Genomic DNA, 25,318 nt, shown 5'->3' with positions numbered 1-25,318 from the left:
GGCCCGGGCACCCGCCCGGGCCGCTACCACCTCGTCAGAACCGCGCTACCAACTACATGGACTGGCGCTACCATCTGGCGCTGCTCGCCACCCCGCGATGGCTCTATGTTCCGATCTACGTGGCGTTGGGGCTCGCCGCCCTCTTCTTTGTTCCCGATTTCGCAGCCGCCAGCGTTCGGGCAACGACGCTGATCTTCGTGGGCGGAGTCTTTTACATCGCCGGCGCCTTGATGTACGGCATCAGAAAACCAAACTTCAGCGCGGAGCATTTCGGTTTCCACGAACTCTTCCACGCTTGTACCGTGATCGGCTTCGCCGCGCATTACGGCGCGGCGCTGACTGCCGTGCTGGCGTTGACTACTGCCGGGTCGGCAGCTCCCATGGGCTAAGACGCGGTTACGAGTCCTGCAGCAGGGCTTGGAGGTCCTGGACCGTGGCGACCGGCCGTTGGCACACCATTCCTTCACAAACGTAGGCCATCGGTACGCCGGCGGCTGCGCGTCCGGCCAGCAGCGGCACGGAGCTTTCACTGCTGCCGCCCACGGCCAGTATGAGGCCGGGCGATCCTGAAAGCGCCGCTGCCCGAATAAGCTCCGAGCGGGCGGGTCCTTCCGGACCGGTGATGGCAACCTCCACCGGTCCGGCCAACAAAGCCTCAGCGGCCGCCAACGACCATCCCGCGACCCGTGGCGCCCGGAGCGCGAAGGACGGAACAGTTGAAAGAATGTGTTCCGCCATGGCCCGGTGCCGGCTGGAGCCGCTGTAGCCGGCATAGCTCAGCAGCGCAGAGGCGAAGGCCGAGCTGCCGCTGGCCGTAGGCCCATCGAAGGGATCGACGGAACGGCTCCGGCCCTGGGCATTGAACACCTGCTCCGACTCGGCGGCGGAGTCCGCCAGCATGCCGTCGATCACGAATCGTTCCCCGGCGGCAATGATGAGCTCTTCGGCCAGCCGGTACCAGCGGTCGACGCCGGTTGCGGCATAGAGTGCCAGCAGGCCATCGGCGGTAAAGGCATAATCCTCCAAGAGCCCGCCGATGCCCCGTGCCATACCGTCAAACGAGACGCGGGTAAGGACCCCATCGTTCCAATGCACCCGCTGCAGGTAATCGGCCGCTTGGGTCGCGGCCGCCACCAGCGCTGTGTCGTTGAGGATCAGGCCGGCATCGGCCAGGGCTGCAATGGCGAGTCCGTTCCAGCCGGCCACCACCTTCTCGTCGCGGCCGGGCTGAGGCCGTCGGGCCCGCAGCCGCGACAGTTCCGGCGCCACCCTATCCCAGCTGTCGCGGTCCTCCGGCGACAGCGGCGTGCCGGGATGCAAGGCGGAACCTTCAGCGGTGACCGTTCCCTGCACCCGGACGTTCATCATGGCGGCAATTCGCGGTCCCAGCTCGGGTGCCCCGGCGGAAGTTGCCGCGGCCTGCAGCTGCTTGGGCGTCCAGAGATAGCTGGCGCCCTCCTCATGCACTCCCTCCACCACGGTGTCCGCGTCCAGCGACGAAGCAAATGCCCCACCTGGCAACCGCAGCCCGCTATGCAGCCACGACGCGGTCTGCCGCAGAACCCGTTTGGCTTCCAGATGCGGGAGGTCCGGCGCGTCCGGCAGCCGGAGCCAATGCGCGAACACCCGTGTCAGGGCGGCATTGTCGTAAAGCATCTTCTCGAAATGCGGCACCGACCAGTCCTCGTTCACCGAGTAGCGGGCAAACCCGCCATCGATCTGGTCGAAGAGGGCCGACGACGACATCGCCGACAGGGTCCGCGCGGCCATGCCGCGGGCTTCGTTGGCGGAGCGCTGGTTGCCGGCTGCGTGCCGGATCAAGAATTCCAGCAGCGGCGACGGCGGAAATTTAGGGGCACCGCCGAAGCCGCTGAAGTTGGGATCCTCCGAGCGCCCCAAGAGTTCGACGGCAGCGACAGTGATTTCCCGGCCGACCGGGGGGACGCCGCCGTATACCCGGACGGGGCCCTCGATGCCCACCCAGCCTGGGGTGCCGCGCGGTTCCCGAGCCGATTCCAACCCGGGTTCCAGCGCTGGGGCGGCGTCCAACGTTTCGGGTGCCCGCACGCTGACCCGGCCGAGCGGGTTGGTGGCCAAACTACGGGCCAGCTCCGCCGCACTGCGTTCCACCTGGTCCCGGCGTTGGGTCCACGCCTCGACGACGGCCTCCAGAACTTGGCGAAACGACGCTCTGCCGGCCACCGGCCGGGGCGGAAAATAGGTTCCAGCGTGGAAGGCCAATCCATCTGGATTTAAAAAGACGCTCATCGGCCAGCCACCCTGCCCGCTGATGACTTGGGTCGCGGTCAGGTAGACCGAATCGACATCCGGGCGTTCCTCGCGGTCCACCTTGACGGACACAAAGTGCGCGTTGAGGTAGTCGGCAATGGCTGCATCTTCAAAAGATTCATGAGCCATGACGTGACACCAGTGGCAGGCCGCATAACCCACGGAAAGGAAAACCGGAACGTCGCGCAGCCGCGCCTCGGCAAAAGCGGGTTCACCAAAGGGCTGCCAGTCCACCGGATTCCCCGCGTGCTGGCGAAGGTAGGCCGAGGGCTGCCCGGCCAGTTTGTTAGCGCGGCCCGGTCTGGTCTGTCGGTCCATCGTCCTGGCTCCCGCTGTCGCTAAGCTCCGCATCGGGACCGTGGCTGCCACCGTGGCTTCGCCGTTTTGCCAACGCCGTCGGCGCGGCAGCATCCGCGGCGTTCCCCGCGTCCGCGCCGGTGGCGGAACCTGCCGAGGAGGTCCCGGCGTCGTCCGCTTCCCCTGCGTCTTCGGCGGCAGCCAGCCGTGCCTGCTGCTCCTCTTCCACTTGGCCGCGGTAGCGGACCCGGCGGATGCGCTTGACCATGTCCCGGATCAGGAAGAACATGATGGCCACGATGAAGAAGGTGAAGAGGAAGCCCAGAAACCCCGGGCTGACCTGATTCGCGTCCAGGCCCGGCCGCAGGGATGGGTCGGTTGGCGGTGCAGTAGTGACCAGCACCAAATACGAAGTACGCAATATCAGTCTTTCTTTGTTTCCCGCCGGCGCCTTCAGAAGGATCCGAGGAGCACCGCTCCAGTCTCTATCGTAGGCCAGCGAAAAGATCGTGCTCGGGCAGCGAGGTCTCCACCCGGGATTCGATCAGAGAATAGTCTTCCCACGGCCAGACGGTGCGCTGCATTCCAGCCGAAACGGCAAAAAAGAATCCTTCCGGATCCACCTGGGTGGCGTGCGCCCGCAGCGCCGCCTCACGGTGCTCAAAGTACTCGCCGCAGTCCACCTGCGTGGTGGTTGGATGACGCCCCACCGGTGGCTTGTTACCTTCCGCGTCCGATTCCATCCAGGCGGCAATCCGCTCCGCATACGGTGACTGCAGCCCAGCTTCCTCCAGGGCAAAGTGCAGGGCGCGGAACCGCTGCGGGTTGAAGGCCAGGTCGTAGTACAGCTTGGAGGGTTCCCAGACCGGACCGGCCCCGGCATAGCGGCTCGAATCGCCGGCGGCGTGGAAGGCCTCGACCGCCACCCGATGAGCCATGATGTGGTCCGGATGCGGGTAACCGCCATTCTCGTCGTAGCTGACGATGACCTGGGGCTTGAACCGGCGGACCAGCCGCACCAGTGGCGCAGCGGCCCGCTCCAGTGGTTGCCGGGCAAAGCAGGCTGCCGGAAGCTCCGGCAGCGGGTCGCCCTCGGGCAAGCCGGAATCCACGAACCCCAACCAGCGGTGCTGGATGCCCAGCGCCGCGGCTGCCTTGGCCATTTCGGTCCGCCGGGTACCCGCCATGTCCCGCTTCGAGTGGGCATCGACCTCCATAGCAGGATTCTGGATCCCCCCACGTTCCCCTCCAGTGCAGGTCGCCACCATCACCTCGATCCCCTCGGCGGCATAGCGCGCCATCATGGCGGCACCCTTGCTCGCCTCGTCATCGGGATGAGCATGCACGGCCAACAGCCGCAGTCCTGCTCCGGAATAGCCCTCTGCGGTGGCCACGGGGCTACCTCCTGATCTTCTGCCGGTCTCACGGCTGGTTGTGTATTTCGCCGGTCTATTTAGTTGGTCGTTCCAGTCGGTCCATTTGACCTGGTTTTCGGGCCGGGTCCACGGGCTGCCTGCTCTGTGCGCCGGCTCCCGCAAAAAATTCTATGCGACGGAACTCCTCCGGCTCATACCCTGTCTCCAGGAACGATAAACTGGAAGTGTCCGGATCCGCCGCGTGCGGAGATACAGCAGATACGTTGGAGCCAATCCAGCGGATACAAAAACCATGGACTCCAGTGACCGTCTCTGATGCATCAGCAGCCACCAGCCTAACCAATCGGTATGGCAGGCCCAAGCGCGCTCTGACGCGCCGGAAGAAAATTATCCTGACCGCCGTGATCGCCGTCCTCGTGCTGGCCTTCGTCACGTGGCTGGCGGTCGGCCGCGGTCCGGCTGCGGTGGATTCGAAGGTAATCGGCTTTTCAGTCACCGACGCCACCCTGACCGAGGTGGATTTCCAGGTCATCAAAAATCCGGGCAGCACCGCGCAGTGCGCCGTCAAAGCGCTCGGTTCCGATTTCGCCGTCGTCGGCTGGGACGTGCTGACCATCGGTCCCAACGCCGCGGGTACGGGCGCCGACCAGGGCCGGACGACGGCGCACCGTGCCAAGGCGCGCACCGAGTCACTGGCAGTTTCCGGCGTGGTGGACAGCTGCTGGCTGGTTTCCGGCTAACGTCTCATTTCGGACAATTCCGTCCGGTCACCTTGGGATAATTCGTTCTCTTGCCTAGACTGGACGCATATCCTGCCCCGCTTGGTTGGCTACGGCATTGTGCTCAGGCACGGTGAGCGCCAACGTCGGCGGGGTCTTTGCTTGTCAGCCCCTTCCCGAGGAGAAGTCAGTGTCTATCTCTAACAGCGCACCCGCAGCCTGGTTGACCCAGGAGGCATACAACCGTTTGTCGGCCGAGTTGGAGCACCTGTCCGGCCCGGGACGGTCCGAAATTGTGAAGAAGATTGAGCAGGCGCGGTCCGAGGGCGATCTGAAGGAAAACGGCGGCTACCACGCGGCCAAGGATGAGCAGGGCAAAATTGAGGCCCGGATCCGCCAGCTGACCGAGTTGCTGCGTGATGCCCACGTGGGCGAGGCCCCGGCCGACGACGGCGTGGTGGAGCCGGGCATGCTGGTGGTGGCAAAAATCGCGGGCGACGAGACCACCTTCCTGCTGGGCAGCCGCGAGGTTGCCGGCGACACCGATCTCGACGTATTCAGCGAGAAGTCACCGCTGGGCGCGGCCATCCACGGCCATAAGGCCGGCGACATGCTTAGCTACACGGCCCCAAACGGCAGGGAAATCCAGGTTGAAGTTATCTCGGCCAAGCCCTACGTCGGCTGACCGGCGCGGCATTCGCTGACCGGGCGTCGCTGGCTGGGCTGGCCGGGCGCCGTCGTCGGCTGACTGAAACCAGCGGCGTCGGCTGACCGGCGCCGTCGTCGGCGGACCGAGACCGGCGACGGCCGCCAGCACATCCGGCACGGCTCAGGCTGACGCCCGGCGACGCACGACGACGGCGGCCAGCACGCCACCAACGGCCCCACCCAGGTGCCCCTGCCAGGAGATGCTCGAAGCCACGGTGGGCAGCAGACCCCAGAGAATGCCGCCATAGCATGCCAGCAATACCAACGCGAGCAGAATCTGCGGCCAGGCTCGGTTGAGGAATCCGCGGACCAGCAGGAAAGCGAACAGGCCGAAGATCACCCCGGAGATGCCCACCGTAATCCCGCCGCCGATCAGCCAGACGGTCAGGCCCGATACCAGCCAGCTCATGGCCAGCGCGACCAGAAAGGGTCGCAGTCCGGCCAAAAAGGTCAGGAAGGCAAACACGACGAAGGGCACCGTGTTTGCCATCAGGTGCAGCCAGCCGGCGTGCAGCAGCGGCGCGGAGAGGATGTCCGGCAGGCTCTGCGGCTGCCGCGGAAAGATGCCGAGGGTGCGGATCAGCAGCGGTCCCGTCAGCACGTGGATGAGCTGGATCAAGTACAACAGCGCCGTTCCGGCAGCCACCACCACGACCCCGGCCTTGGCCCGTTCCGCGCCGGAAAATCTAGGGCGCGTTTGGCGCAGCGGTCCCCCTTGCCGCAAACTACGGCGCGAGGGGTTTCGAAAAGTGCCCACCTCAGTGCACCACGATCGGTTGGAAGCCCTCAGTACGCAGCGCCGTGAGGACCTGTTCGCAGTGTTCATGGCCCTTAGTTTCGAGATTAACCGTGATGGAGACATCTCCCATATTGATGGATCCGCCCACCCGGGTGTGATCCACACCCGTGACGTTTGCGTCATTCTCCGCAATGATCCGCGAAATCGTGGCCAAGGAACCCGGCCGGTCGTCCAGCATCATGCGGACCGTCATGAACCGTCCAGCCGCCGCCAAACCGCGCTGGATGACCTTGAGCATCAGCATCGGGTCGATGTTTCCGCCGGTCAGGACCACCGCCGTGGTGCCGGGATTTTCTATCTTGCCATCCATCAGCGCGGCCACACCGACCGCCCCGGCCGGCTCCACCACCATCTTGGCCCGCTCCAGCAGGAAAATCAGGGCCCGGGCGAGCGAATCTTCGCTGACGGTCACCACGTCGTCCACCAGCTCCCGAATGATGGTGAATGGCAACTGCCCCGGGCGTCCCACGGCTATGCCGTCCGCCATGGTGGACACCCGCTTGAGCGGCACCAAGGCGTCCGCGGCCAGTGAGGGCGGATATGCCGCGGCATTCTCCGCCTGCACGCCGATGATCCGGATCTCACGGCCCAGCTCCCGCGCCCTGGCTTTGATGGCCACCGCCACCCCGGCCAGCAGCCCTCCACCACCAACACCCATCAGCACCGTATCCACGGTGGGAATCTGTTCCAGTATTTCCAGTCCGATTGTGCCCTGCCCCGCCACAACATCCACGTTGTCGAACGGGTGCACGAACACCGCACCGGTCTCGTCCGCGTAGCGCTGGGCTTCCGTCAGCGCCTCATCGACATTGTGCCCGTGCAGCACCACTTCTGCGCCGTGGCTGCGCGTTGCCGCGAGCTTGGGCAGCGCCACGCCCACCGGCATGAAGATCCGGGCCGAGATGCCGAGGCTTTTCGCGGCCACCGCGACGCCCTGTGCATGATTTCCGGCCGAAGCGGCCACCACACCTTTGGCTCGTTCACGTTCACTGAGCTTCGCCATTCGTACATACGCCCCGCGGACCTTGAAGGAGCCCGCCCGCTGCAGATTTTCGCACTTGAGGAATACCTCGGTACCCGTCAGCCGGCCCAAGGCCCGGGAGCTTTCCACCGGGGTGTGGGCGATAATGCCTTGCAGGATACGCTGCGCTGCCTGCACATCGGCCAAAGTGACGGGAAGCTCGCTGCTGGCGGTCACAGCTCATCCTCGTTGCGCGGCCGCTCGGCCGGGTGCGACTGGGGATCGCTGCCGCCCGGGCGGGTGGCGCGGTCGGACGCAATCTGCCCAGGCGTGCCCTGACCAGGCGTGCCCTGCCGGGCGCCGCGCGCTCGGACGCTCCTGCCCGAGCGCGGGCGCGGGCGGCGCAGCCCCTGCATGCGCAGGCTGCGGATCTGCAGCCGGATCTCCCGGATCGAGGGGTCCACGTGCCGTTGGGGTGCGCCGTTGATTCCAGCGTCGAGTTCCGGCGCCGGCTCGGCGTCGTCGGGCAGCAGCGGATCATGCTCCCAGCCGCGGGAGGAAACGTAACGGACCGCAGTGTTGGTCACGGCCAACATCGGAACGGCAAAAAGGGCACCGGGAATGCCAGCCAGGAATGAGCCGGCCGCCACCGCCAGGATCACCGCCACGGGGTGCAGCGACACGGCTTTACCCATCACCAGAGGCTGCAGAACGTGACTTTCCAGCAGTTGGACCAACAGTACGATTCCGAGCATGAACAGGGCATTGACCACGCCATTGGCCACCAGCGCAAGCAGGATGGCGACCGAACCCGTCACCAGGGCACCCACTACAGGGATGAATGATCCCAGCAGCACCAGCACGCCCAGCGGCAGGGCCAATGGAACGCCGAGGATTGCAGCGCCGCCGCCAATTCCCACGGCGTCGACGAAGGCCACGAACAGTTGGATCCGCACGTAGCTGACCATAGAGCCCCAGCCGTGCCGGCCAGCACCATCCGCGCCCCGTCTGGCCACGTGCGGCAGCAGCCGCACCAGGAAGGACCAGATCCGCTCCCCTTCCAGCAGGAAAAAGATCAGGACAAAGAGCGCGAGTAACAGCCCCACACCAAAATGGCCGGCCGTGCTGCCGAACGTCAGCGCTCCACTAAGAATGCTGCTGCTGTTGTTCTGCAGCGCGTTCACGCCGTCCTGAACATACTTATCAATCTGGTCCGCGCTCAAGTGCAGGGGGCCGGAGGAGAGCCAGCCCTGCACCTGGTGGACGCCCTGAAGCGCTTGATCCCGCAAATCCGAGAAGCCGGTCACCAGTTGGCGCCCCACCAGGGCAAGTGCGCCGAGGACGACGGCTATCATGCCTAGTTCTGTGATGGCAACTGACAATCCGCGCGGTACCCGGTGCCGGGTCAGCCAGGCAACGATCGGATAGAGCAAGCCAGCCAGCAGTGCGGCCACCAGCACCGGAATAATGAGCAGGCTGATCTTGGCCATCAGCCAGATCAAGGTCCCGCCCATCAGCAGGATAACTCCCGTCCGCCAGGCCCAGGAGGCAGCGATGCGGACGGCGTAGGGCATGTCCTCCGCTGGTCCGGGACTGGCCGAATTACTGCGCTCTGAAGAAGGCCTCATGGCTCAATGATTCCCCAGCGGCCGTCAATACTGAAACCGTGTCGCATCACCGCCGCCCGAACAGCTTCCACAACGGTGGACCGTGGCTAAGCGGCACCCACTGATGTTATATTTTGTTTGAAACTATTCGATTTTGTTTTTGTTTTCCTTCGAGTGTCGAGGAAGGGCAGGAACGTGGTACCGAAGGAGTCGATGTGCTTGCACCTGCACGGCAATCCAGCATTCTCCGGGCCCTGCAGCGTTCCGAGGCCGTTCGGGTCACGGACCTGGCAACGGCCTTGGGCGTGAGCGAAATGACGGTCCGCCGTGATGTGGAGGCCCTTGATGCCAAGGGACTGCTGCGCAAGATCCACGGCGGAGCCACCCGGATCGCGCGGCTGAGTGCAGTCGAACCTGGCTTTGCTTCCAACGCGGACCGCGAGCTGGAAGCGAAAGCCGCCATCGCACGGATGGCCCGGACGCTCGTCGAACCGGGCATGACGATAGCGCTGACCGGCGGCACCACCACCTACCGGCTGGCCACTCTGCTCAACGACGTGGAGGGACTTACTGTGGTCACCAACTCGCTCAAGGCGGCCGAGGCACTGAACCTGCACCAGCCGGCGCACGGCACGAAGGTCATCGTTACTGGCGGTGAGCGGACGCCCTCGGAGGCGCTCGTCGGTTCGGTGGCGTCCGCCGCGATCGAGATGCTCAATGCGGATATCTGCTTCTTGGGTGTGCACGGCGTGGACCTCCGGCGCGGACTCACCAGCCCCAATTTGGTTGAGGCGGAAACGAACCGGGCGTTTGCCCGCTCGGCCGCGCGACTGGTGGTTCTGGCCGACCACACTAAATTCGGTGTCCGCGCCCTGGCCTGCATTGCCGGGCTGTCCGAGGTGGACACGCTGATCACCGACGACGGAGCCGACGACGACGTGACCGCCGCCTTCCGGCCGCTGATCAAATCGCTTTTGATCGCCGCCCCATCAGCGGCCTCCCCTTCGCGAAACGAGGTTCTGTCGTGACGGCAGCTACGTCCACCACCCTCGCCGACGGCCGGGAACTCATCTATTTCGATGACGGAGCCATGGCGAAACCGCATCCAGAGCGGGACAGGCGTCCGCTGCTGCCTCGCTCGGACGAGGACACCGGTGAGATCCGCTTTGATGCTCTCACCGGTGATTGGGTGGCCGTGGCCACCCGCAGGCAGACGCGAACCTACCTGCCACCGGCCAACCAGTGCCCGCTGTGCCCCAGTACTGCCGAAAATCTGTCCGAAATTCCGGGCCCGAATTACGATGTCGCTGTCTTTGAAAACCGTTTCCCTTCGCTTGGGCCCGCTCTCGGGATGGCCCCCTCCACCCCCGGCTGGGGCACTTCGGGCACCGGCTTTGGCCGCTGCGAGGTGGTCTCCTTCACCTCCGACCACACCGGATCCTTCGGCTCTCTGCCGCCACAGCGGGCACGAACGGTGATCGACGCCTGGGCAGCACGGACCGAAGCCCTCAGCGCCATGCCCGGCATCCGGCAGGTATTTCCTTTTGAAAACCGCGGTGAGGAGATCGGTGTCACGCTCCATCATCCGCACGGGCAGATCTATGCCTACCCTTATCTTCCGCCGCGCGCCGCCGTGATGGCCGGCGCCGCCCGCCGGTTCTTCGACGCCGCGGATGGACGCCTGACGCTGACCGGGTCAATCCTGGGCTCGGAGCGGTCGGCCGGGGACCGGATGATCGCCGAAGGCCGCCATTTCAGCGCCTACGTACCGTTTGCTGCGCACTGGCCGCTGGAGGTTCATCTCACCCCGCACCGACAAGTGGCCGATATCGCAGGTTTGACCGGACCCGAACGCGATGAACTGGCCAGCATGTATCTGGACCTGCTGGGTCGGCTGGACAATCTGTATGCCACGCCAACGCCGTATATTGCGGCCTGGCACCAGGCACCGGTGGATGATTATTTCCGTCCGGCCAGCTATCTCCATCTGCAGCTGACCTCGCCCCGACGCTCAGCAGACAAGCTGAAATTCCTCGCGGGATCGGAGGCCGCGATGGGCGCCTTCATCAATGACAGCACGCCCGAACGGGCCGCGTCGGCCCTGCGCGATGCCGGCGCGCACAGTAAAGCCAGCGCTTCCACAGGAGGGAGAACCCAATGACCGGCACGCAGTCCAAGCCATTGAGCCCAGCGGAGTTGGCGCTGCTGTTCAAGGACCGATACCAGCACTCCCCCGACGGTGTCTGGGCAGCCCCCGGACGGGTGAACCTGATCGGCGAGCATACCGACTACAACGAGGGCTTTGTCCTCCCGTTTGCCATTGACCGCATTGCGCAGGTGGCTGTTCGGCTGCGCCCGGACCGGAAAGTCCGGCTGATTTCCAGTCTGGCTGAGAGGAAACAGGTCAGTGTGGATCTGGACCAGCTGCATCCCGGGACGATGAACGGCTGGACGGCATATCCGCTTGGCGTCGCCTGGGTTCTGCAGCAGCGCGGTATCAGCGTGCCGGGCTTCGACCTCTATCTGGACTCCTCGGTTCCCTCCGGTGCCGGCCTGTCCTCCTCAGCCGCCATCGAATGTGCCGTCGCGTTGGCCCTCAACGACCTGACCGGGGCTGGTTTGAGCCGGGAAGAGCTGGTCCTGGTGGGCCAGCGGGCGGAAAATGAAGTAGTGGGCGCCCCGACCGGCATTTTGGATCAGTCCGCGTCCCTTCTGGCCACCGAGGGGCATGCGGTCTTTTTGGACTGTCGAAGCCGGGCCGCGGAGGCGGTGCCGCTCGACTTGGCACGACACCATCTGCGAATGCTGGTAATCGATACCAAGGTCAGCCATGCCCATGCCTCCGGCGGATATGCCGCGCGCCGGGCCTCCTGTGAGCTCGGCGCCGAGGTTTGTGGAGTTCCGGCGCTGCGGGATCTGTCACCGGCGGATCTGCCGGAAGCCGCCGGCCTCCTGGACGAGGAGACCTTCCGCCGGGTCCGGCATGTGGTCACCGAGAATGCAAGGGTCGCCGAGACGGTCAGCAGGCTCGCGACAACCGGGCCGGCAAGCATTGGGGACCTGCTGGATGCCAGTCATGCTTCGATGCGCGATGATTTCGAAATCTCTTGTCCGGAACTGGATCTCGCCGTTGGGACGGCGCGCGGCAACGGAGCCTTGGGCGCCCGGATGACCGGCGGTGGTTTTGGCGGTTCAGCCATCGCCGTAATCGATGTGGCAGCTGAAGCGACGGTTCGGCAGGCCGTACTGTCCGCCTTTGCCGAGGCAGATTACGCCCGCCCGGATATTTTTGCTGTCTCCCCGGGCGCGGGCGCGCGGCGCGTGGTCTGAGACGGCGGCTGAGGAGGCCGTAGAGAGGGCCGTTGGGGGGAGGCCGTTGAGACGGCGGCTGAGGAGGTTGTTGAGGAGACGGCCAAGGAGGAACGGCGACGAGGCCGTGGAGAGGGCCGGGCAGGAAGGGTTGAGTAGGGGTCTATTCCCGGCCACAATGGGTCCATGCCCGAATTGATGCCCGACGCCGTCATTGTCTCCACTGCCCGCAGCCCGATCGGACGCGCCTTCAAGGGATCCCTGAAGGACGAACGTCCCGACGATCTTGCCGCCGCGATGGTCCTGGCTGCGCTGGCTAAGGTGCCGGCTCTGGATCCGCATAACCTCGATGATCTCTATCTCGGGTGTGCGGAACCCAGTGGCGAGGCCGGATCCAACATGGCCCGCGTGGTGAGCGTCCTGGCCGGCCTTGACGACGTTCCGGCCGCCACGGTCAACCGTTTTTGCGCCTCCAGCGTCCAGACCCTGCGGATGGCCTTTCATGCCATCCGCGCCGGCGAGGGGCACGCCTTTGTGGCGGCCGGCGTCGAATCGGTCTCGCGCTACCAGAACTGGGCCGGCGCCGGGGAAACCGGGCAGGCCAACCACAATCCCACCTTTGCCTCGGCGTCGCAGCATTCCGCGGCGCGTGCGGGCACGAATGCACCGTGGACCGACCCGCGCCGCAATGGCGAATTGCCGGACGTCTACGTTTCGATGGGGCAGACGGCGGAAAACGTTGCCAGTGTTGAGGGCATCAGCCGCGTCGAGCAGGACGAATGGGCGGTACAAAGCCAGAACAGGGCCGAAACGGCTATCGCCGGCGGATTCTTCGCCCGGGAAATCACCCCCTACACGCGCCGTGACGGCGTCGTCGTCGACCGGGACGACTCGCCGCGTTCAGGCGTCAGTATGGCAGCGGTCAGTCAACTGGCGCCGGTCTTCCGACCAGACGGAACCGTGACAGCCGGAAACGCTTGCCCGCTCAACGACGGTGCGGCCGCCGTCGTCGTCCTCAGTGCCGCACGCGCCCGTGACCTGGGCCTTACACCACTGGCGCGCATCGTCTCCACCGGCGTCAGCGCCCTGTCGCCGGAAATCATGGGGCTCGGTCCCATCGAGGCAACCCGGCGGGCACTGGCGCTGGCACGGCTGACCATCGACGACATTGACTTGGTGGAACTCAACGAAGCCTTCGCGGTGCAGGTGGTCGCCAGTGCCCGCGCTCTCCAGATCGACCCGGCTAAGCTCAATGTCCATGGCGGCGCCATCGCTCTGGGCCACCCCTTCGGCATGACCGGCGCCAGGATGGTGACGACGCTGCTCAATGGTCTGACGACGACGGACGGTTCGCTGGGGCTGGCAACGCTGTGTGTGGGCGGCGGTCAGGGCATGGCGCTGATCCTGGAGCGCCTCAGCTGAGAGCAGCCGGCTTGACGGCATACCGGTTTCGGCCCGACGGCCGGACGCAGGCGGGCTTGGCTTGGCACACATAGGCAGCCGGGCGCAGGTGGGCTTAGCTTGGCGCAGCCGGACAGGCCTACCCAGGTGGACTTCGCTTAGTTATTTCCCCGCAGGATGGCCAGCAGGCGCAGGATTTCCACGTACAGCCAGACCAGTGTCACGGTGAGGCCGAAGGCCGCAGTCCACGAGTACTTCGCCGGGATCCCGCCGGTAACGCCCTGCTGAATGGAGGTGAAGTCCATCACCAGCGAAAAGGCGGCGAGACCAACGGCCAGCAGGCCAAGCACCACGCCGAAGGGGATGCTGGTCCCGGGAATGTCCATGCTCCGGATACCCCATGGGCTGCTGGTGACATTGAAGACCATCAGACCCAGATTGATCAGGGAGAAGAGCGCGTAGCCGCCCAGAGCGATCATGAAAATCTTCATGGACTTCGGCGTCGCACGCACCTTTCCGCTCTTGAAAAGCAGCAGAGTCACCGCGAACACCGACAGCGAGCCAATCACGGCCTGAACCACGATGCCCGGATACAGCCCCTCCAAGAAGCCGGACAGGCCGCCCAGGAATGCGCCTTCGAAGACCGCGTAGAGCAGAATCAGTGCCGGCGACGGCTCACGCTTGAAGGCGTTAACCAGCCCAAGGATCAGTCCGACCAACATTCCCGGCAGGGTGAGGATCGGGAAGATCCAGCCCGCGGCAGCACCCACCAGTACTAAAGCCAGCGTGCCCACGGTCTTGATGATGACGTCGTCGTACGTCATCCGACCTGTCTGCGCCGGGCCGGCCGGCGGCGCGTTGTACAGATCCTGCAGCTGCGCGCTGGTCATCCCCGCTCCGGTTTCACCGGAAAAGGATCGGCTTTGGCCGGAGTAGGCCGATGATGCCTTGAAATTTTTATTGCCGGCAAATACCGGATTTCCGCCGCGAGCCATGATGCAGGTCCTCCAAAGGTGGGGGCAGGTGATCTTCCACCCTAACAACAATGACGAACGCCCGGTACGGAAAGTTCCCGCGGCGGCGCGGATCGGTGCCCCAGGAGAGACTCGAACTCTCACTGTGCAGATTTTAAGTCTGCTGCCTCTGCCGATTGGGCTACTGGGGCTCGGTCGATCAAGCGTACTCGATGTGCTGTCGGCTGCGGAAACGCCCGCGGCGCCCGTCCCGTCAGGGGGCGGACACCGCGGGGCGCCAGCTGTCCAGCGCTCATTCGGCGCTACCGTGCGGCTGAACAGGCTTGGCCTGCCGTGCTACTTTACCGGTGCGGTGGCCTTGGTCTCGGTTGCGGCGTTGACCGGATCGGCCGCCGGAGCGGGCTTCTTCGCGGGCGGGGTGGCCGCAGCGCGGAAGGCCGCACGTGGCTGATCCAAGTCCAGCAGCATGGTGGTGTCGCGACCGGTGAACAGCGTGAGGAACCAGTTTGAGAGAACGCGCGCTTTGCGCTCGAACGTCGGCATCGCCAGTCCGTGGTAACCGCGGTGCGCCAGCCAGGCCAGCGGGCCCTTGAGCCCAACGCCCATGATGTTGGCAACGCCCTTCCATTGGCCGAAGCCGGCCACGGCACCCAAGTTCTTGTGCCGGTAGTCCGTCAGTGGCTTGTCCCAGCGCGAGGCCCACAGGTTCTTAGCCAGACGCTTGGACTGGCGCAGGGCATGCTGTGCATTCGGGACGCAGAAACCGCCAACACCGCCACCGGTCAGGTCCGGCACCGCCGCGACGTCACCGGCGGCCCAGGCGTTCTCCACCGGACCGAATTCGCCGGTGATCCGCAGGTCCGCGCCAACCATGACCCGGCCACGCTCGTCGATCGGGAAGTCGGTGGAACGGACCATCGGGTTGGCCTGCACACCGGCGGTCCAGATCAGGGTATCGGTGTCGAATTCCTGAGCCGGGGACTTGTCCGGAAGGTTGATCAGCTTCAGGTGGTTGCCCTCGGCGTTATCCAGCGAGGTGTTCAGCAGCACCTCGATGTTGCGGCTGCGCAGGTGCTCCACCACCCATTCGGCCTGCTTTTCGGTGACCTCGGGCATGATTCGGCCCATCGCCTCGACCAGCACGAAGCGCAGCTCAGCTACATCGATACGGGGATTTTTGCGTGCGGCCGTGCGGGCCATATCTTCGAGTTCGGTGATGGTTTCGATGCCGGCAAAGCCACCGCCGACGACGACGAAGGTCAACAGCCGCGCGCGCTTGGCCCGATCGGTCTCGGTGGAGGCGGCTTCGACGCACTCCAGGATCTTATTGCGCAGCGAAACGGCTTCCTCGATGGTCTTCAGGCCGATGCCATTCTCGGCCAGTCCCTTGATCGGGAAAGTCCGGGTGATGGATCCGGCCGCCAGGACAACGTCGAAGTAGGGCACCGCGAACGGCGCGCCGCCGTCGGCCGGAGCCACCATGGCAGTCCGGTTGGCATGGTCCACGGCCGTGACGCGGCCCTGGATAAGCTCGGTCTGCTTCAGGTGCTGGCGGTGTGAAACAACCGCATGGCGGGCTTCGATGTTGCCCGCTGCCACCTCGGGGAGGAACGGCTGGTAAGTCATGTAGGGCAGTGGATCCACCACGGTGACAATGCCACCGGCGTTGGCGATCTTCTTCTGCAGTCGGAGGGCAACGTAAAGTCCGACGTAGCCTCCACCGACAACGAGTACGCGGGGACGGTCCTGAAGCTGGGCTGTAAATACCATGCCTACATGCTACTAGGGTTTGTGAAAAAATTCACTAACTGTTTCCGGACGCCGAAGGGTTGCTCTCCGGCTCTCCTTCCCGAAGCCGTCGACGGGCCACCAGCACATGTACGCTGCCAGCCGCAACGAGCAGCAGCAACAACCCGGAGAACCCAAGAACCAATGCCATCGGCAGGGCACTGTCGAGCTTCGAGGGGGGCAGCGCCACCGGAGCGGTCGGTTCCGGCAGGGATGGACCGGCGGCCGACGGCGGTGCCGGCGGCTGCGTAGGGGGCGTTGGCACGGCGCCGCGGCGGTGGATCCGGATCCAGTCAGCGATATTGCCGAGCGGATTTGCTTTGACGGGGGCAACGTTTGCCGTGAGCGCGGCTTCGGCGTCCAGCAAGCCGTAACCATAAATCGCGTTCGGCCGCGGGGACCCGGCCGGTTTGGCGGTGGAGATGATCCGGTTGATCACCTGAGCGGCGGACATGTCCGGGTACCGCGACCGGATCAAAGCGGCAACACCAGAGACAATAGGAGCCGCGCCGGACGTTCCACTCCAGTCCGCATAACCACCGCCAGGCAGCCCACCCACCAGCTTTTCCGCCGGCGCCGACACGCCGATAGTGATGCCCTGCGAGGAGGAATCCTTGCTGGCGGTGCCGTCATAGTTCAGCCCACCCACGGCCAGCACGCCCGGGATGGTGGCTGGCGCGCCGACCTGCGCGCTGCCCGTGGCCCGATTGCCTGCGGCCGCAACTATCACCACATCCTGCTGTTCGGCGTACAGGAAGGCCTCGTCCCAGCTCTGCGGCCAAGCTGTTGAGGTGCTTCCGAGGGACATGTTGATCACCTTCGCACCGTGGTCAACGGCCCAATGCACGGCGTCGGGTATCTGCTCATCAATGCTCTTCCCGGAGGGGTTCGGGCTTCCAAGCCATGCCGAGACGCTGAGCAACTGCGCCTCCGGCGCAACCCCTATGACGCCGTCGGGCCCCGCCCCTGCCCGAGACGCCTTCGCGCTGGCGCTGGCTTTGCCACTGGCACTGGCCGAAGCACTGGAACCGGCGTGACCCCGCCCGGCCAACAGCGAGGCCACCAAGGTGCCATGCACCGGCTCGGAACCGATGCCTTTTTGTCCGTTGGCGCTGCCGGAACCTGAGACATCCGTGCCCCCAACCACCGCGCCCTTGAGATCCTGGTGCGTTCCGTCCACGCCGCTGTCGATAATGGCAACCTTGACCCCGGCTCCCTTGGAGACGTCCCAAGCCTTGGCGATGCCATAGTCCTCCAGCCAGTACTCCCGGTTGCGAATGTCGTCGGCAGAGGCCGCCGGAGCGGACGCGAGTCCCACAACACTGGATCCCAGCAACAGGCCCACGGCAAGCACTCCCGCGGCCGCAGGGCGCACCCTGGTCAATACCCGCATTCGCCTAAAGTCCCGTCATCCGTGCCGGGACATGCCCAGAGCGATTCCATCCAGAATATCGTGCTCGCTGGACATGGCCGAGCTGACGCGCTGCCCTGTCAGCTCACTCATCCGGGACACCACCGTACGCCAGATCAACGCACCGGCCCCGATGACGTCGACCCGGCCGGGATGCATGTACGGCAGTTCGGCGCGTTGCTCCCGGGTCATTTGGAGCAGCGAGGTGCAGGCATCAATGATGCGTTCGGTGGGCAGCTCGGCGGCATGGATCAGCTCCGGTTGATACTTTGCCAGTCCCAGCGCGTGGGCCGTAATGGTGGTGACCGATCCTGCAACACCCACCAGCGTGGCGACGGCATCCAGGGGTACGGTCCTGCACACTGAAGCGATGTTGTCCTCAACCTCCGCCACAGCGGCCGCCGTCTCGGACGCCGTGGGCGGATCGCTGCGCAGATGCCGTTCGGTGAAACGGACACAGCCCATATCCATGCTCCTCGCCGCCCGGACGCCGTCCGCGTTACCAACCACGAATTCGGTACTGCCACCACCCAGATCCACCACCAGCACCAACGGCTCCCCCAGCGCCGGCAGCACACTGGCCGCCCCGGCGAAGGAGAGCGCCGCCTCTTCGCCGCCGCTGACCACCTCCGGCTCAACACCCAGCCGATCCCGAATTCCGTCAATGAAGACGTCCCGATTCGCTGCATCCCGGGTAGCCGAGGTGGCGACGAAGCGTAGCTGATCCACGCCGTGACCAGTGATCAGCGCCGCGTAGTCTTCAGCTGCCGCGAACGTTCGTGTTAGCGCTTCGTCGGCCAGCCGTCCCGTCGCGTCCACGCCCTGACCAAGACGGACGACCCGCATCTCTCGGTGCACATCCTTGAGCTGGCCGGAGTCATCAATATCGGCTATCAGCAGTCGGATGGAATTAGTTCCGCAATCAATGGCGGCAACGCGCATGTCAAGCCTTTCTTTGGGGCAATGGTCCACGGCGGGTTCAGCAAGTGAGTGGATGAATTCGGAAGCGCGTGGGCTGGTTCAGCAAGCGAGTGGGCGGATTCGGAAGCGCGTGGGCTGGTTCAGCAAGTGAGTGGATGGATTCGGAAGCGCGTGGGCCGGTTCAGCAAGTGAATGGATGGATTCGGAAGCGCGTGGGCTGGTTCAGCAAGCGAGTGGGCGGGCTAGGCCGCGGCTGGGTGGATTCGCCGGCGGGTGAACGGGTCCCGCACCATCTGACGGAATTCAACGATGGGGGCGACGTCCGGCAAGGGGCTGGGTGGATTCGGTGAGCCGGCCCGCGGCTCAGCCTTGTGTGCCCAGGTGCCGCACGTGCCGGCTGAGATCCTTGGTGGGCACCGCGCCCTCGACGTCCCAAGCCCCGGCACAATAGCAACTCCCCTGCGTCCACCAAGGAGAAATCCTCTCGATGGCCTCATCTCCCAGTGGGTTGACCCCTGGGCCCGCGGCGAGGGCGTGCCCCACGAGCACGTGCAGACACTTGACTCTGGTGGGCATCCCGCCGGCCGAAATTCCCTCAATTTCGGGGACGTCTCCGGTCCCGGCGCGGTCCCCGATCTGCTTCCGCGCGGCCAGATACGCCACGTGTGCACCACGATACGCCTCGGCCAATGGCGCGTCGGTGAGCAGCCGCTCACTCATCTCGTTCATCACACCGGCGGCCTCCAGCCGCGAAACGGCAGCCGTGATTACAGGGTGGGTGAGGTAGAAGGTCGTCGGGAAAGGAATGGAATTGCTCAGCCGAGGCGCTGTTGCCGCCACCAGTGGGTTACCACAGATACAGCGCGCCGGGATTTCGACGACGTCGCGCACGGGCCGGTTCAATTGCCGGCTGAGCGTCTGCAGGTCCTGAGCCGAAGGCAGTCCCGGCGCTTCCGGGGGCGATGACGATACTGGCTTCACCGTAGTCCTCTCTGTTTAGGGGACATGATCCCCATGCGGCAGCGCAGCGCCATTATTGGTCAGGGTCTAAATTGCGCGGTGCCTTTATTGGTCAGGGTCTAAATTGGTCAGAGTCACAATTGGTCAGGATGCATTTTTAGCCGCGGCGCTCGTTAGCTGAGCTCTTGTTGAGTGGGGCATTGGTTGAGCGAGGAGCAGCTGCCAGTCCCGTTATCGCGTGGCGGAGCGCTTGATGGACTGCAACAACCCGTCCACCCAAGGGAGGTCGGTCGGTTTAACCTTACCGGCCGGAGCATCAGTGCCGCTGGAGGGCGTGGTTACGGTGCCATCAGCTCCATACACCCAGTAGCTGGTTTCGCCGGGCATCACCATGTTCACCCGGTCGCGCGCCTGGGCTTTGATGTAGGCAGGATCGTCCCAGCGCGAAAGTTCCTTTTTGAGGTCGGCCTGCTGCTGCTCTTTGCTCTGGATGTTCTGTTGAAGCGCACCGATCTGAGCCCGCTGCTGCAGGAAATTACGCACTGAGGGCGCCAGCAGAACCGTGATGGTCAGCAGCACCACCACAAGGGCCAGCATTCGTCCCGAAAACGCCCTCGCCGGAATCGGCTTTAGCGGCGGTCCGGAATCAGCATCAATCGCCGGCACACTGCGGCCCCGCCTGCGCCAGGCTCCGCCGCTCCAGTTGGAAGGCGAAACCAGATTCCGGGCACGCTGCCTCCGGGACACCTTCGTCCGACCCGCAACTTCAGCACTGCCGCCAGCCTCCCGGGCGGAAGTGGTACTTCCGCTGGCAGTCGAACCGGAACCGGGAGCCCCCGCTCGCTTCCCATCCGCGGCACCAATGTTTAAAGCACTAATGTCAGGTCCATTACCGGGTTCCGGAGTCTTCGTGCCGTGGGTAAAACGCGCACTCGGAACCTTCGGACGACGGGTGGCCATGATTCTCCTGTAGATCTGCGGTTCAGCTGTCCGGTTTCACAACGGGACAGTCGGGCTGCGCCCGGGTCTGGCTAAGGCCTGGTAACCAGCTTAGCCAGACCCGCCTGTTCAGCTGGCCGTGAAACGCGGGAAGGCGCTCAATCCGGCATACCGGGCAGCGTCGTCGAGCTCTTCCTCGATGCGCAGCAGCTGGTTGTACTTCGCCACCCGCTCCGACCGGGCCGGGGCGCCGGTCTTGATTTGGCCCGCATTAGTGGCAACGCAGATGTCCGCGATGGTGGTGTCCTCGGTTTCACCCGAACGGTGCGACGTGATGGTAGTGAACCCGGCGCGCTGTGCCATGGAGACCGCTTCCAGCGTCTCGGTCAGGGTGCCGATCTGGTTGACCTTCACCAGCAACGAATTGGCTGATTTTCCGTCAATGCCCCGCTGCAGGCGCTCCGGGTTCGTGACGAACAGGTCGTCACCGACGATCTGGACCTTGTCCCCCAGCGTGGCAGTCAGCGCCGCCCAGCCTTCCCAGTCATCCTCGTCCAGCGGGTCCTCGATGGAGACCAACGGGTAGTCGCGCACCAGTTCCTCGTAGTATGCCGACATTTCCTCCCAGCTGCGGGCTTTCCCTTCGAACTGGTAGGCCCCGTCCTTATAGAACTCGGAGGAGGCCACGTCCAGGGCAAGAGCAACGTCCTTGCCCGGTGTGTAGCCGGCCCGGGTGATGGCCTCGGTAATCAAATCCAGCGCGGCGCGGTTGGAGGGGAGGTTGGGTGCGAAACCGCCTTCGTCGCCCAATCCGGTGGACAGCCCCTTTTCCTGCAGCACTGATTTGAGTGTGTGATATACCTCGACGCCCCAGCGCAGGCCTTCTGAAAAGGTTGCCGCACCCAACGGAACCACCATGAACTCCTGGATGTCCACATCAGAATCGGCGTGTGAGCCGCCGTTGAGGATATTCATCAGCGGGACCGGCAGGACGTGGGCGTTCGGGCCACCCAGGTAGCGGTAGAGCGGGAGGTCCGCGGAATCTGCGGCAGCATTCGCGACGGCCAACGATACGCCGAGGATCGCGTTGGCACCCAAGTTGGATTTGTTGGCGGTGCCGTCCAAGTCCCGCATGGTCTGGTCGATCAGCCGCTGGTCGGTCGCATCAAAACCGAGCAACGCCGGCCCAATGGTGTCGATCACAGCATCGACCCCCTGCCGGACACCCTTGCCCTGATAGCGATCCTTTTCACCATCGCGGCGTTCCACGGCTTCAAAAGCGCCGGTTGAGGCCCCTGACGGAACCGCGGCGCGGCCGACCGAACCATCGTCAAGGCCGACCTCGACCTCGATGGTGGGGTTGCCCCGGGAATCCAGGATTTCGCGTGCATGAATGGCGTCAATGATGGCCATGGATGGCTCCTCGTCTGTGCTCTCGTCGTCAGTGCTGTTGCGTCGGTTCTTGCCTTGGCTCCCCAGCCTGGCTCCGGACGGCGGTGGTAGCTGGCCGGAGGATGGAAATCGACCTCGCTGTCTCTCTTAGCCTAGCGCGTCGGGGTGCGCCAACCTCCTATGTTTCACTCGGTCCTGCGGCGGTACTTTCCTGCTGGAAGTTGCGCACCGCCGTCCGCAGCGCTCGTTCAGCATCGAACCCCTTGGCCCGGGCGATCCGGACAATGCCGAGCAGCAGGTCCCCGAGTTCGGCCTCGGTTCCCACCTCCATCGCCCGATCCAGCTGTCCCGCCGAGCCGTCTGGGCTGCCTTGACTGTTCTGGCTCCCTTGACCAGTTCGACCGCCTTGACCAGTTCGACCGCCTTGACCGCTTTGGGTGGCGCGGGCCGCCCGATCCAACGACTTCTGCGCCCGGGCAAGGGCAGGCAGGGCAACAGGAATTCCGTCGAAGGGCGACGGCGGCCCCCCGACGGCGCGCTCCTCGCGCTTTATCCGGTGCCAGGCAGCCACGATCTCCGCCTCGGTGGCGGGGAAATTGTCGCGCAGTGAGCCATCAGCGTGGAACACATGTGGATTGCGCCGTTTCATCTTCGCTCGCAGCCCCGCAGCCACGTCAGCGAAGGTAAAGCTGCACGCTTCTTGGGCAAGCTGCGCATGCAGCACCACCTGCAGCAAAACGTCGCCCAACTCGCCCTGCACATCCATGCCCGAGCCGGTCTCGAGAGCTTCGACGAGTTCGTAGGATTCCTCCACCAAATACTCCACGAGCGACGCGTGGGTCAGCGCTGCCATCCAAGGACAGTGACTCCGCAGCGAAGCGATGACCTGCACCAGCTCCTCCACGGCCAGGCCTGTCGCACCCAGGGCTGGCGAAGCCGGCGGCTCCACGCTTGATGCAGGCACGGCGGACATCATCAACGGGCGTTCGAGTAGGCCTCAGTGAAGTAATCTACCAGCGCATCGCGCTCCTCCAGCGGCAGGAAGGCCGCCTCGGCCGCATTGAGGGTCAGCGTCAGCAGGTCATCCAGATCGTAGTCAAAGGTCTCCACCAGGAGGTCGAATTCGTCGGTGAGGGTTACGCCGCTCATCAGCCGGTTATCGGTATTAATGGTCACACGGAAGCCGGTCTGGTAAAGCAGGTCCAACGGGTGGTCTTCAATGCTGTCCCCGAAGCCAGAGATAGCTCCGGTCTGCAGGTTCGACGAGGGACAGATCTCCAAGGCGATGCCACGGTCCCGGACCCAGGCGGCGAGCCTGCCCAAGGTGACCGTGCCGACGTCGGCCGAGTTATCCTCATCCGGAGCGAATTCGACCTCTATATCCTCGGCAATGCGAACTCCGTGCCCCAGCCGCAACGCCCGGCCGTGGACCAGCGCGTCCTGGATACTGTCCAAGCCAGCGGCCTCGCCGGCGTGGACCGTGACCGGAAAGTTGTTTTCCGCCAGATAGGTGAAGGCGTCCCGAAAGCGGGATGCCAAAAAACCGTCCTCCGCGCCGGCGATGTCGAATCCAACCGCACCCGAGTCCCTATGCCGAACCGCCAGTTCGGCGATCTCCTGACCTCGGTCAGCGTGCCGCATAGCCGTAATGAGCTGGCCCACCCCGATGTGCCGGCCGGATTCCTCCACGACTTTGACGCCCGATTCAAGCCCCTGCTGAACGGCCTCAACGACTTCGTCAAGCGTCAGGCCCTGACTCAGATGCTGCTCAGGTGCCCAACGCACCTCACCGTAGACGACGCCGTCGTCCGCCAAATCTTCAACGAACTCCCTGGCGACTCGAGTCAGTCCGTCCCTGGTCTGCATGACGGCGATCGTATGGTCGAAAGTTTCCAGGTAACGTACCAGGGAACCGGAATCTGCCGACTCCCGGAACCACTGTGCCAGGGCAACCGGATCCGTGGAGGGCAGGCCATGCCCGATGGCTGCCGCCAACTCGATGATGGTGGCCGGCCTGAGCCCGCCATCCAAATGATCATGCAAGGAAACCTTGGGCAGGTTTCGCAGGTCAAAGGTGGCGTCGGTGGCGGTCTGGTCGTTCTTGGCTGGGAGAGTCACGGTTCAACTCTATGGACGCTGTGGCAGCAATGCCAGTTCCAGCGGCCCATTCCGGAGCCGGCCGCAGCAGCGTGGCACTTCAGCCGGCTCCGGAAGAACGCTAATAACGGTCGAGCGACCGCAGGGTGGCCGCCGTGACAGCTCCATAGGCCAGATGTGGGACCACATCACTCACCCAATCCGTGACGGACCAGCTGCGCGGGTCTGACACTCCAAGGATGGTCATAGGTCCATTGCTGCCAGCCAGCGCACCCAGGGTCCCCAACACCGTGGTTGTCAGCGCCCCGGACCGCAGGCCCGCCGCCCGCGCGAAACCCAGCGCAGCGCCCACGCCGATGCCGACGGCCAGTCCTGTCAGCGGCCCAAGCGCCGATACCCGGTTCTGCTGTTCATCCTTGGTACCGGGAATCTGCGTTCCGGTTGCTTCCGCAAGTTTTTTGACCGTCTCTTCCGGCGTGCTGCTGCTGGGGCGTGCCCTCGTCAGCATGTCCAGATAGGTGACGGCGCTCAACGCCGTGGTGCCGGCCGCGCCCGCCGCGGCACCTGAAACCAGGCCCCCGAGCAGGCTCATGGCTGCGGAACCAGGCCCAGCTGAGTCAGCATTCCAAGCTGATCGCTGCTACCCCATCGTTCGACTAATTTGCCGTCGGCGAAACGCCCAATTTGCATTCCGCGGATACGGAACGAGTTCCCGGTGGCGGGGTAACCCATCAGCTCGCCCTGGTGTGTGCCGGTGATCGTGTAAGCAAACGCAACATCGTCCTCGGTGGCGGTCAGGTGTTCCACTTCCACATGCAGATCGGGAAATGCCGTCCGGAGTTCGGTGAACATGTCCCGGAAGCCCTGCGGTCCCGGACCTTGACCCGGTGCCGGATCATGATCGACGCTCTCCGCGGCGACGACTTCATCAAAGACGTCAAAATTCCCGCTGTTCACGCCCTCGGCAAAGCGGCTCTGGGCTTCGGTATTACGTTCGCTGGTCAAGGCAATCCCTTCGTTGGGCACCACTGGCACCCGGTGTGGTTGGTCTGGCCGTTACCTTCGCCATCCTTCCGTCTGCTCCAAGGAAAGGCAAGCCTGCTGATAAATCACTCCGGACACCACCCGATCCCGCGCAGCTATACATGTACGACGACGACCATGCCTGGAGTGTTCCCGTTTTTGTGGACTCGGGATTATGCCGCGAGTTCGTGAATAGATTTATAGCCTAACTCAATTTCGGCTGGCGTCAAATAGCCGAGCGTTGAATGGCGGCGACGTGTGTTGTAATAGCCTTCAATCCAAAGAAACGTGCCGAGCGTTGAATGGCGGCGACGTGTGTTGTAATAGCCTTCAATCCAAAGAAACGT

23 protein-coding genes, 1 tRNA gene and 1 pseudogene are annotated in these 25,318 nt (G+C 64.5%); 7 read left to right on the top strand and 18 right to left on the bottom strand.

Annotated elements, in window-relative coordinates:
• On the top strand, positions 1-389 hold a 389-nt coding region (locus IV498_RS15065; RefSeq protein WP_269047912.1), incomplete at its 5' end, for a hemolysin III family protein.
• Between the two features lie 7 nt (positions 390-396).
• Here the strand turns inward: IV498_RS15065 and IV498_RS15060 are convergent.
• The 3 genes from IV498_RS15060 to mca form a co-directional block, all read right to left on the bottom strand.
• Positions 397-2,607 (bottom strand): thioredoxin domain-containing protein, encoded by a 2,211-nt coding sequence (locus IV498_RS15060; protein WP_269047911.1) that lies wholly within the window; start codon positions 2,605-2,607, stop codon positions 397-399.
• Entirely contained in the window at positions 2,576-3,007 is a 432-nt protein-coding gene (locus tag IV498_RS15055; protein ID WP_269047910.1) for a hypothetical protein, read from the bottom strand. Before IV498_RS15055 ends, IV498_RS15060 begins: the two co-directional genes overlap by 32 nt.
• Before the next feature lie 64 nt (positions 3,008-3,071).
• On the bottom strand, positions 3,072-3,980 hold the full coding sequence (mca, locus tag IV498_RS15050) for a mycothiol conjugate amidase Mca (RefSeq protein ID WP_269047909.1): 909 nt from the start codon (positions 3,978-3,980) through the stop codon (positions 3,072-3,074).
• A gap of 284 nt (positions 3,981-4,264) precedes the next feature.
• On the opposite strand from mca, the gene IV498_RS15045 reads away from it, so the two are divergent.
• Together IV498_RS15045 and greA are read left to right on the top strand one after the other, a co-directional pair.
• Positions 4,265-4,702 (top strand): DUF4307 domain-containing protein, encoded by a 438-nt coding sequence (locus tag IV498_RS15045; protein WP_269047908.1) that lies wholly within the window; start codon positions 4,265-4,267, stop codon positions 4,700-4,702.
• Positions 4,703-4,871: 169 nt separating this feature from the next.
• Positions 4,872-5,366 (top strand): transcription elongation factor GreA, encoded by a 495-nt coding sequence (gene greA / locus IV498_RS15040; RefSeq protein ID WP_269047907.1) that lies wholly within the window; start codon positions 4,872-4,874, stop codon positions 5,364-5,366.
• A gap of 144 nt (positions 5,367-5,510) precedes the next feature.
• On the opposite strand, the gene IV498_RS15035 is transcribed toward greA, so the two are convergent.
• From IV498_RS15035 to IV498_RS15025, 3 genes are all read right to left on the bottom strand, one after another.
• Entirely contained in the window at positions 5,511-6,041 is a 531-nt protein-coding gene (locus IV498_RS15035) for a rhomboid family intramembrane serine protease (RefSeq protein ID WP_269047906.1), read from the bottom strand.
• 106 nt (positions 6,042-6,147) lie between these two features.
• On the bottom strand, positions 6,148-7,386 hold the full coding sequence (gene ilvA / locus IV498_RS15030; protein ID WP_269047905.1) for a threonine ammonia-lyase: 1,239 nt from the start codon (positions 7,384-7,386) through the stop codon (positions 6,148-6,150).
• On the bottom strand, positions 7,383-8,777 hold the full coding sequence (locus IV498_RS15025; protein ID WP_269047904.1) for an AI-2E family transporter: 1,395 nt from the start codon (positions 8,775-8,777) through the stop codon (positions 7,383-7,385). The genes ilvA and IV498_RS15025 overlap by 4 nt, the downstream gene beginning before the upstream one ends.
• Before the next feature lie 194 nt (positions 8,778-8,971).
• On the opposite strand from IV498_RS15025, the gene IV498_RS15020 reads away from it, so the two are divergent.
• The 4 genes from IV498_RS15020 (at position 8,972) to IV498_RS15005 (ending at position 13,487) form a co-directional block, all read left to right on the top strand.
• Positions 8,972-9,784 (top strand): DeoR/GlpR family DNA-binding transcription regulator, encoded by an 813-nt coding sequence (locus tag IV498_RS15020; RefSeq protein ID WP_269047903.1) that lies wholly within the window; start codon positions 8,972-8,974, stop codon positions 9,782-9,784.
• Positions 9,781-10,917 carry a galactose-1-phosphate uridylyltransferase gene (gene galT / locus IV498_RS15015; protein WP_269047902.1) on the top strand — a complete coding sequence of 379 codons (1,137 nt, stop codon included), beginning with the start codon at positions 9,781-9,783 and terminating at the stop codon, positions 10,915-10,917. The genes IV498_RS15020 and galT overlap by 4 nt, the downstream gene beginning before the upstream one ends.
• On the top strand, positions 10,914-12,086 hold the full coding sequence (gene galK / locus IV498_RS15010) for a galactokinase (protein ID WP_269047901.1): 1,173 nt from the start codon (positions 10,914-10,916) through the stop codon (positions 12,084-12,086). Before galT ends, galK begins: the two co-directional genes overlap by 4 nt.
• Positions 12,087-12,263: 177 nt before the next feature.
• Positions 12,264-13,487 (top strand): acetyl-CoA C-acetyltransferase, encoded by a 1,224-nt coding sequence (locus tag IV498_RS15005; protein WP_269047914.1) that lies wholly within the window; start codon positions 12,264-12,266, stop codon positions 13,485-13,487.
• Positions 13,488-13,624: 137 nt separating this feature from the next.
• Here IV498_RS15005 and IV498_RS15000 read toward each other — a convergent pair whose 3' ends face one another.
• From IV498_RS15000 to IV498_RS14945, 12 genes and pseudogenes are all read right to left on the bottom strand, one after another.
• Positions 13,625-14,461, bottom strand: a complete 837-nt coding sequence (locus IV498_RS15000; protein ID WP_269047900.1) for a Bax inhibitor-1/YccA family protein — start codon at positions 14,459-14,461, stop codon at positions 13,625-13,627.
• A 96-nt stretch (positions 14,462-14,557) separates the two neighbouring features.
• A tRNA-Leu gene (locus IV498_RS14995) sits at positions 14,558-14,631 on the bottom strand.
• Between the two features lie 145 nt (positions 14,632-14,776).
• On the bottom strand, positions 14,777-16,210 hold the full coding sequence (locus IV498_RS14990; protein WP_269047899.1) for an NAD(P)/FAD-dependent oxidoreductase: 1,434 nt from the start codon (positions 16,208-16,210) through the stop codon (positions 14,777-14,779).
• Positions 16,211-16,244: 34 nt separating this feature from the next.
• Positions 16,245-17,621: a S8 family serine peptidase gene (locus tag IV498_RS14985; RefSeq protein ID WP_269047898.1), complete on the bottom strand. Its 1,377-nt coding sequence runs from the start codon at positions 17,619-17,621 to the stop codon at positions 16,245-16,247.
• A gap of 15 nt (positions 17,622-17,636) precedes the next feature.
• Positions 17,637-18,581, bottom strand: coding sequence for a Ppx/GppA phosphatase family protein (locus IV498_RS14980; protein ID WP_269047897.1), 945 nt, complete (start codon positions 18,579-18,581; stop codon positions 17,637-17,639).
• Positions 18,582-18,926: 345 nt separating this feature from the next.
• Positions 18,927-19,541, bottom strand: a pseudogene (locus IV498_RS14975) (DUF501 domain-containing protein); the annotation flags it as partial.
• A gap of 210 nt (positions 19,542-19,751) precedes the next feature.
• The gene (locus IV498_RS14970; protein WP_269047895.1) at positions 19,752-20,102 is read right to left on the bottom strand and encodes an FtsB family cell division protein; all 351 of its coding nucleotides are present in this window, start codon (positions 20,100-20,102) and stop codon (positions 19,752-19,754) included.
• A gap of 486 nt (positions 20,103-20,588) precedes the next feature.
• The gene (gene eno, locus IV498_RS14965) at positions 20,589-21,872 is read right to left on the bottom strand and encodes a phosphopyruvate hydratase (RefSeq protein WP_269047893.1); all 1,284 of its coding nucleotides are present in this window, start codon (positions 21,870-21,872) and stop codon (positions 20,589-20,591) included.
• A gap of 157 nt (positions 21,873-22,029) precedes the next feature.
• On the bottom strand, positions 22,030-22,815 hold the full coding sequence (locus tag IV498_RS14960; RefSeq protein WP_330059705.1) for a MazG nucleotide pyrophosphohydrolase domain-containing protein: 786 nt from the start codon (positions 22,813-22,815) through the stop codon (positions 22,030-22,032).
• 11 nt (positions 22,816-22,826) lie between these two features.
• On the bottom strand, positions 22,827-23,969 hold the full coding sequence (locus IV498_RS14955) for an adenosine deaminase (RefSeq protein WP_269047892.1): 1,143 nt from the start codon (positions 23,967-23,969) through the stop codon (positions 22,827-22,829).
• Positions 23,970-24,069: 100 nt separating this feature from the next.
• Positions 24,070-24,540, bottom strand: coding sequence for a hypothetical protein (locus IV498_RS14950; RefSeq protein ID WP_269047891.1), 471 nt, complete (start codon positions 24,538-24,540; stop codon positions 24,070-24,072).
• A complete protein-coding gene (locus IV498_RS14945) occupies positions 24,537-24,953 on the bottom strand; it encodes an ester cyclase (RefSeq protein ID WP_269047889.1) in 417 nt (138 codons plus the stop codon). The genes IV498_RS14950 and IV498_RS14945 overlap by 4 nt, the downstream gene beginning before the upstream one ends.
• Positions 24,954-25,318: the final 365 nt, after the last annotated feature.

The organism is Paenarthrobacter sp. Z7-10 (assembly GCF_026932795.1).
In the GTDB taxonomy this organism is placed as follows: Bacteria; Actinomycetota; Actinomycetes; order Actinomycetales; family Micrococcaceae; genus Arthrobacter_M.
Note: the sequence above shows the minus strand (reverse complement) of the source record. Positions and strands in the feature narration are given on the sequence as shown.

Coding starts and splice junctions, on each gene's coding strand:
- IV498_RS15060 (WP_269047911.1), bottom strand. CDS start 2,607: ATGGACCGACAGACCAGACCGGGCCGCGCTAACAAACTGGCCGGGCAG.
- IV498_RS15025 (WP_269047904.1), bottom strand. CDS start 8,777: ATGAGGCCTTCTTCAGAGCGCAGTAATTCGGCCAGTCCCGGACCAGCG.
- galK (WP_269047901.1), top strand. CDS start 10,914: ATGACCGGCACGCAGTCCAAGCCATTGAGCCCAGCGGAGTTGGCGCTG.
- IV498_RS15005 (WP_269047914.1), top strand. CDS start 12,264: ATGCCCGACGCCGTCATTGTCTCCACTGCCCGCAGCCCGATCGGACGC.
- IV498_RS15000 (WP_269047900.1), bottom strand. CDS start 14,461: ATGGCTCGCGGCGGAAATCCGGTATTTGCCGGCAATAAAAATTTCAAG.
- IV498_RS14990 (WP_269047899.1), bottom strand. CDS start 16,210: ATGGTATTTACAGCCCAGCTTCAGGACCGTCCCCGCGTACTCGTTGTC.
- IV498_RS14985 (WP_269047898.1), bottom strand. CDS start 17,621: ATGCGGGTATTGACCAGGGTGCGCCCTGCGGCCGCGGGAGTGCTTGCC.
- IV498_RS14980 (WP_269047897.1), bottom strand. CDS start 18,581: ATGCGCGTTGCCGCCATTGATTGCGGAACTAATTCCATCCGACTGCTG.
- eno (WP_269047893.1), bottom strand. CDS start 21,872: ATGGCCATCATTGACGCCATTCATGCACGCGAAATCCTGGATTCCCGG.
- IV498_RS14950 (WP_269047891.1), bottom strand. CDS start 24,540: ATGAGCCTGCTCGGGGGCCTGGTTTCAGGTGCCGCGGCGGGCGCGGCC.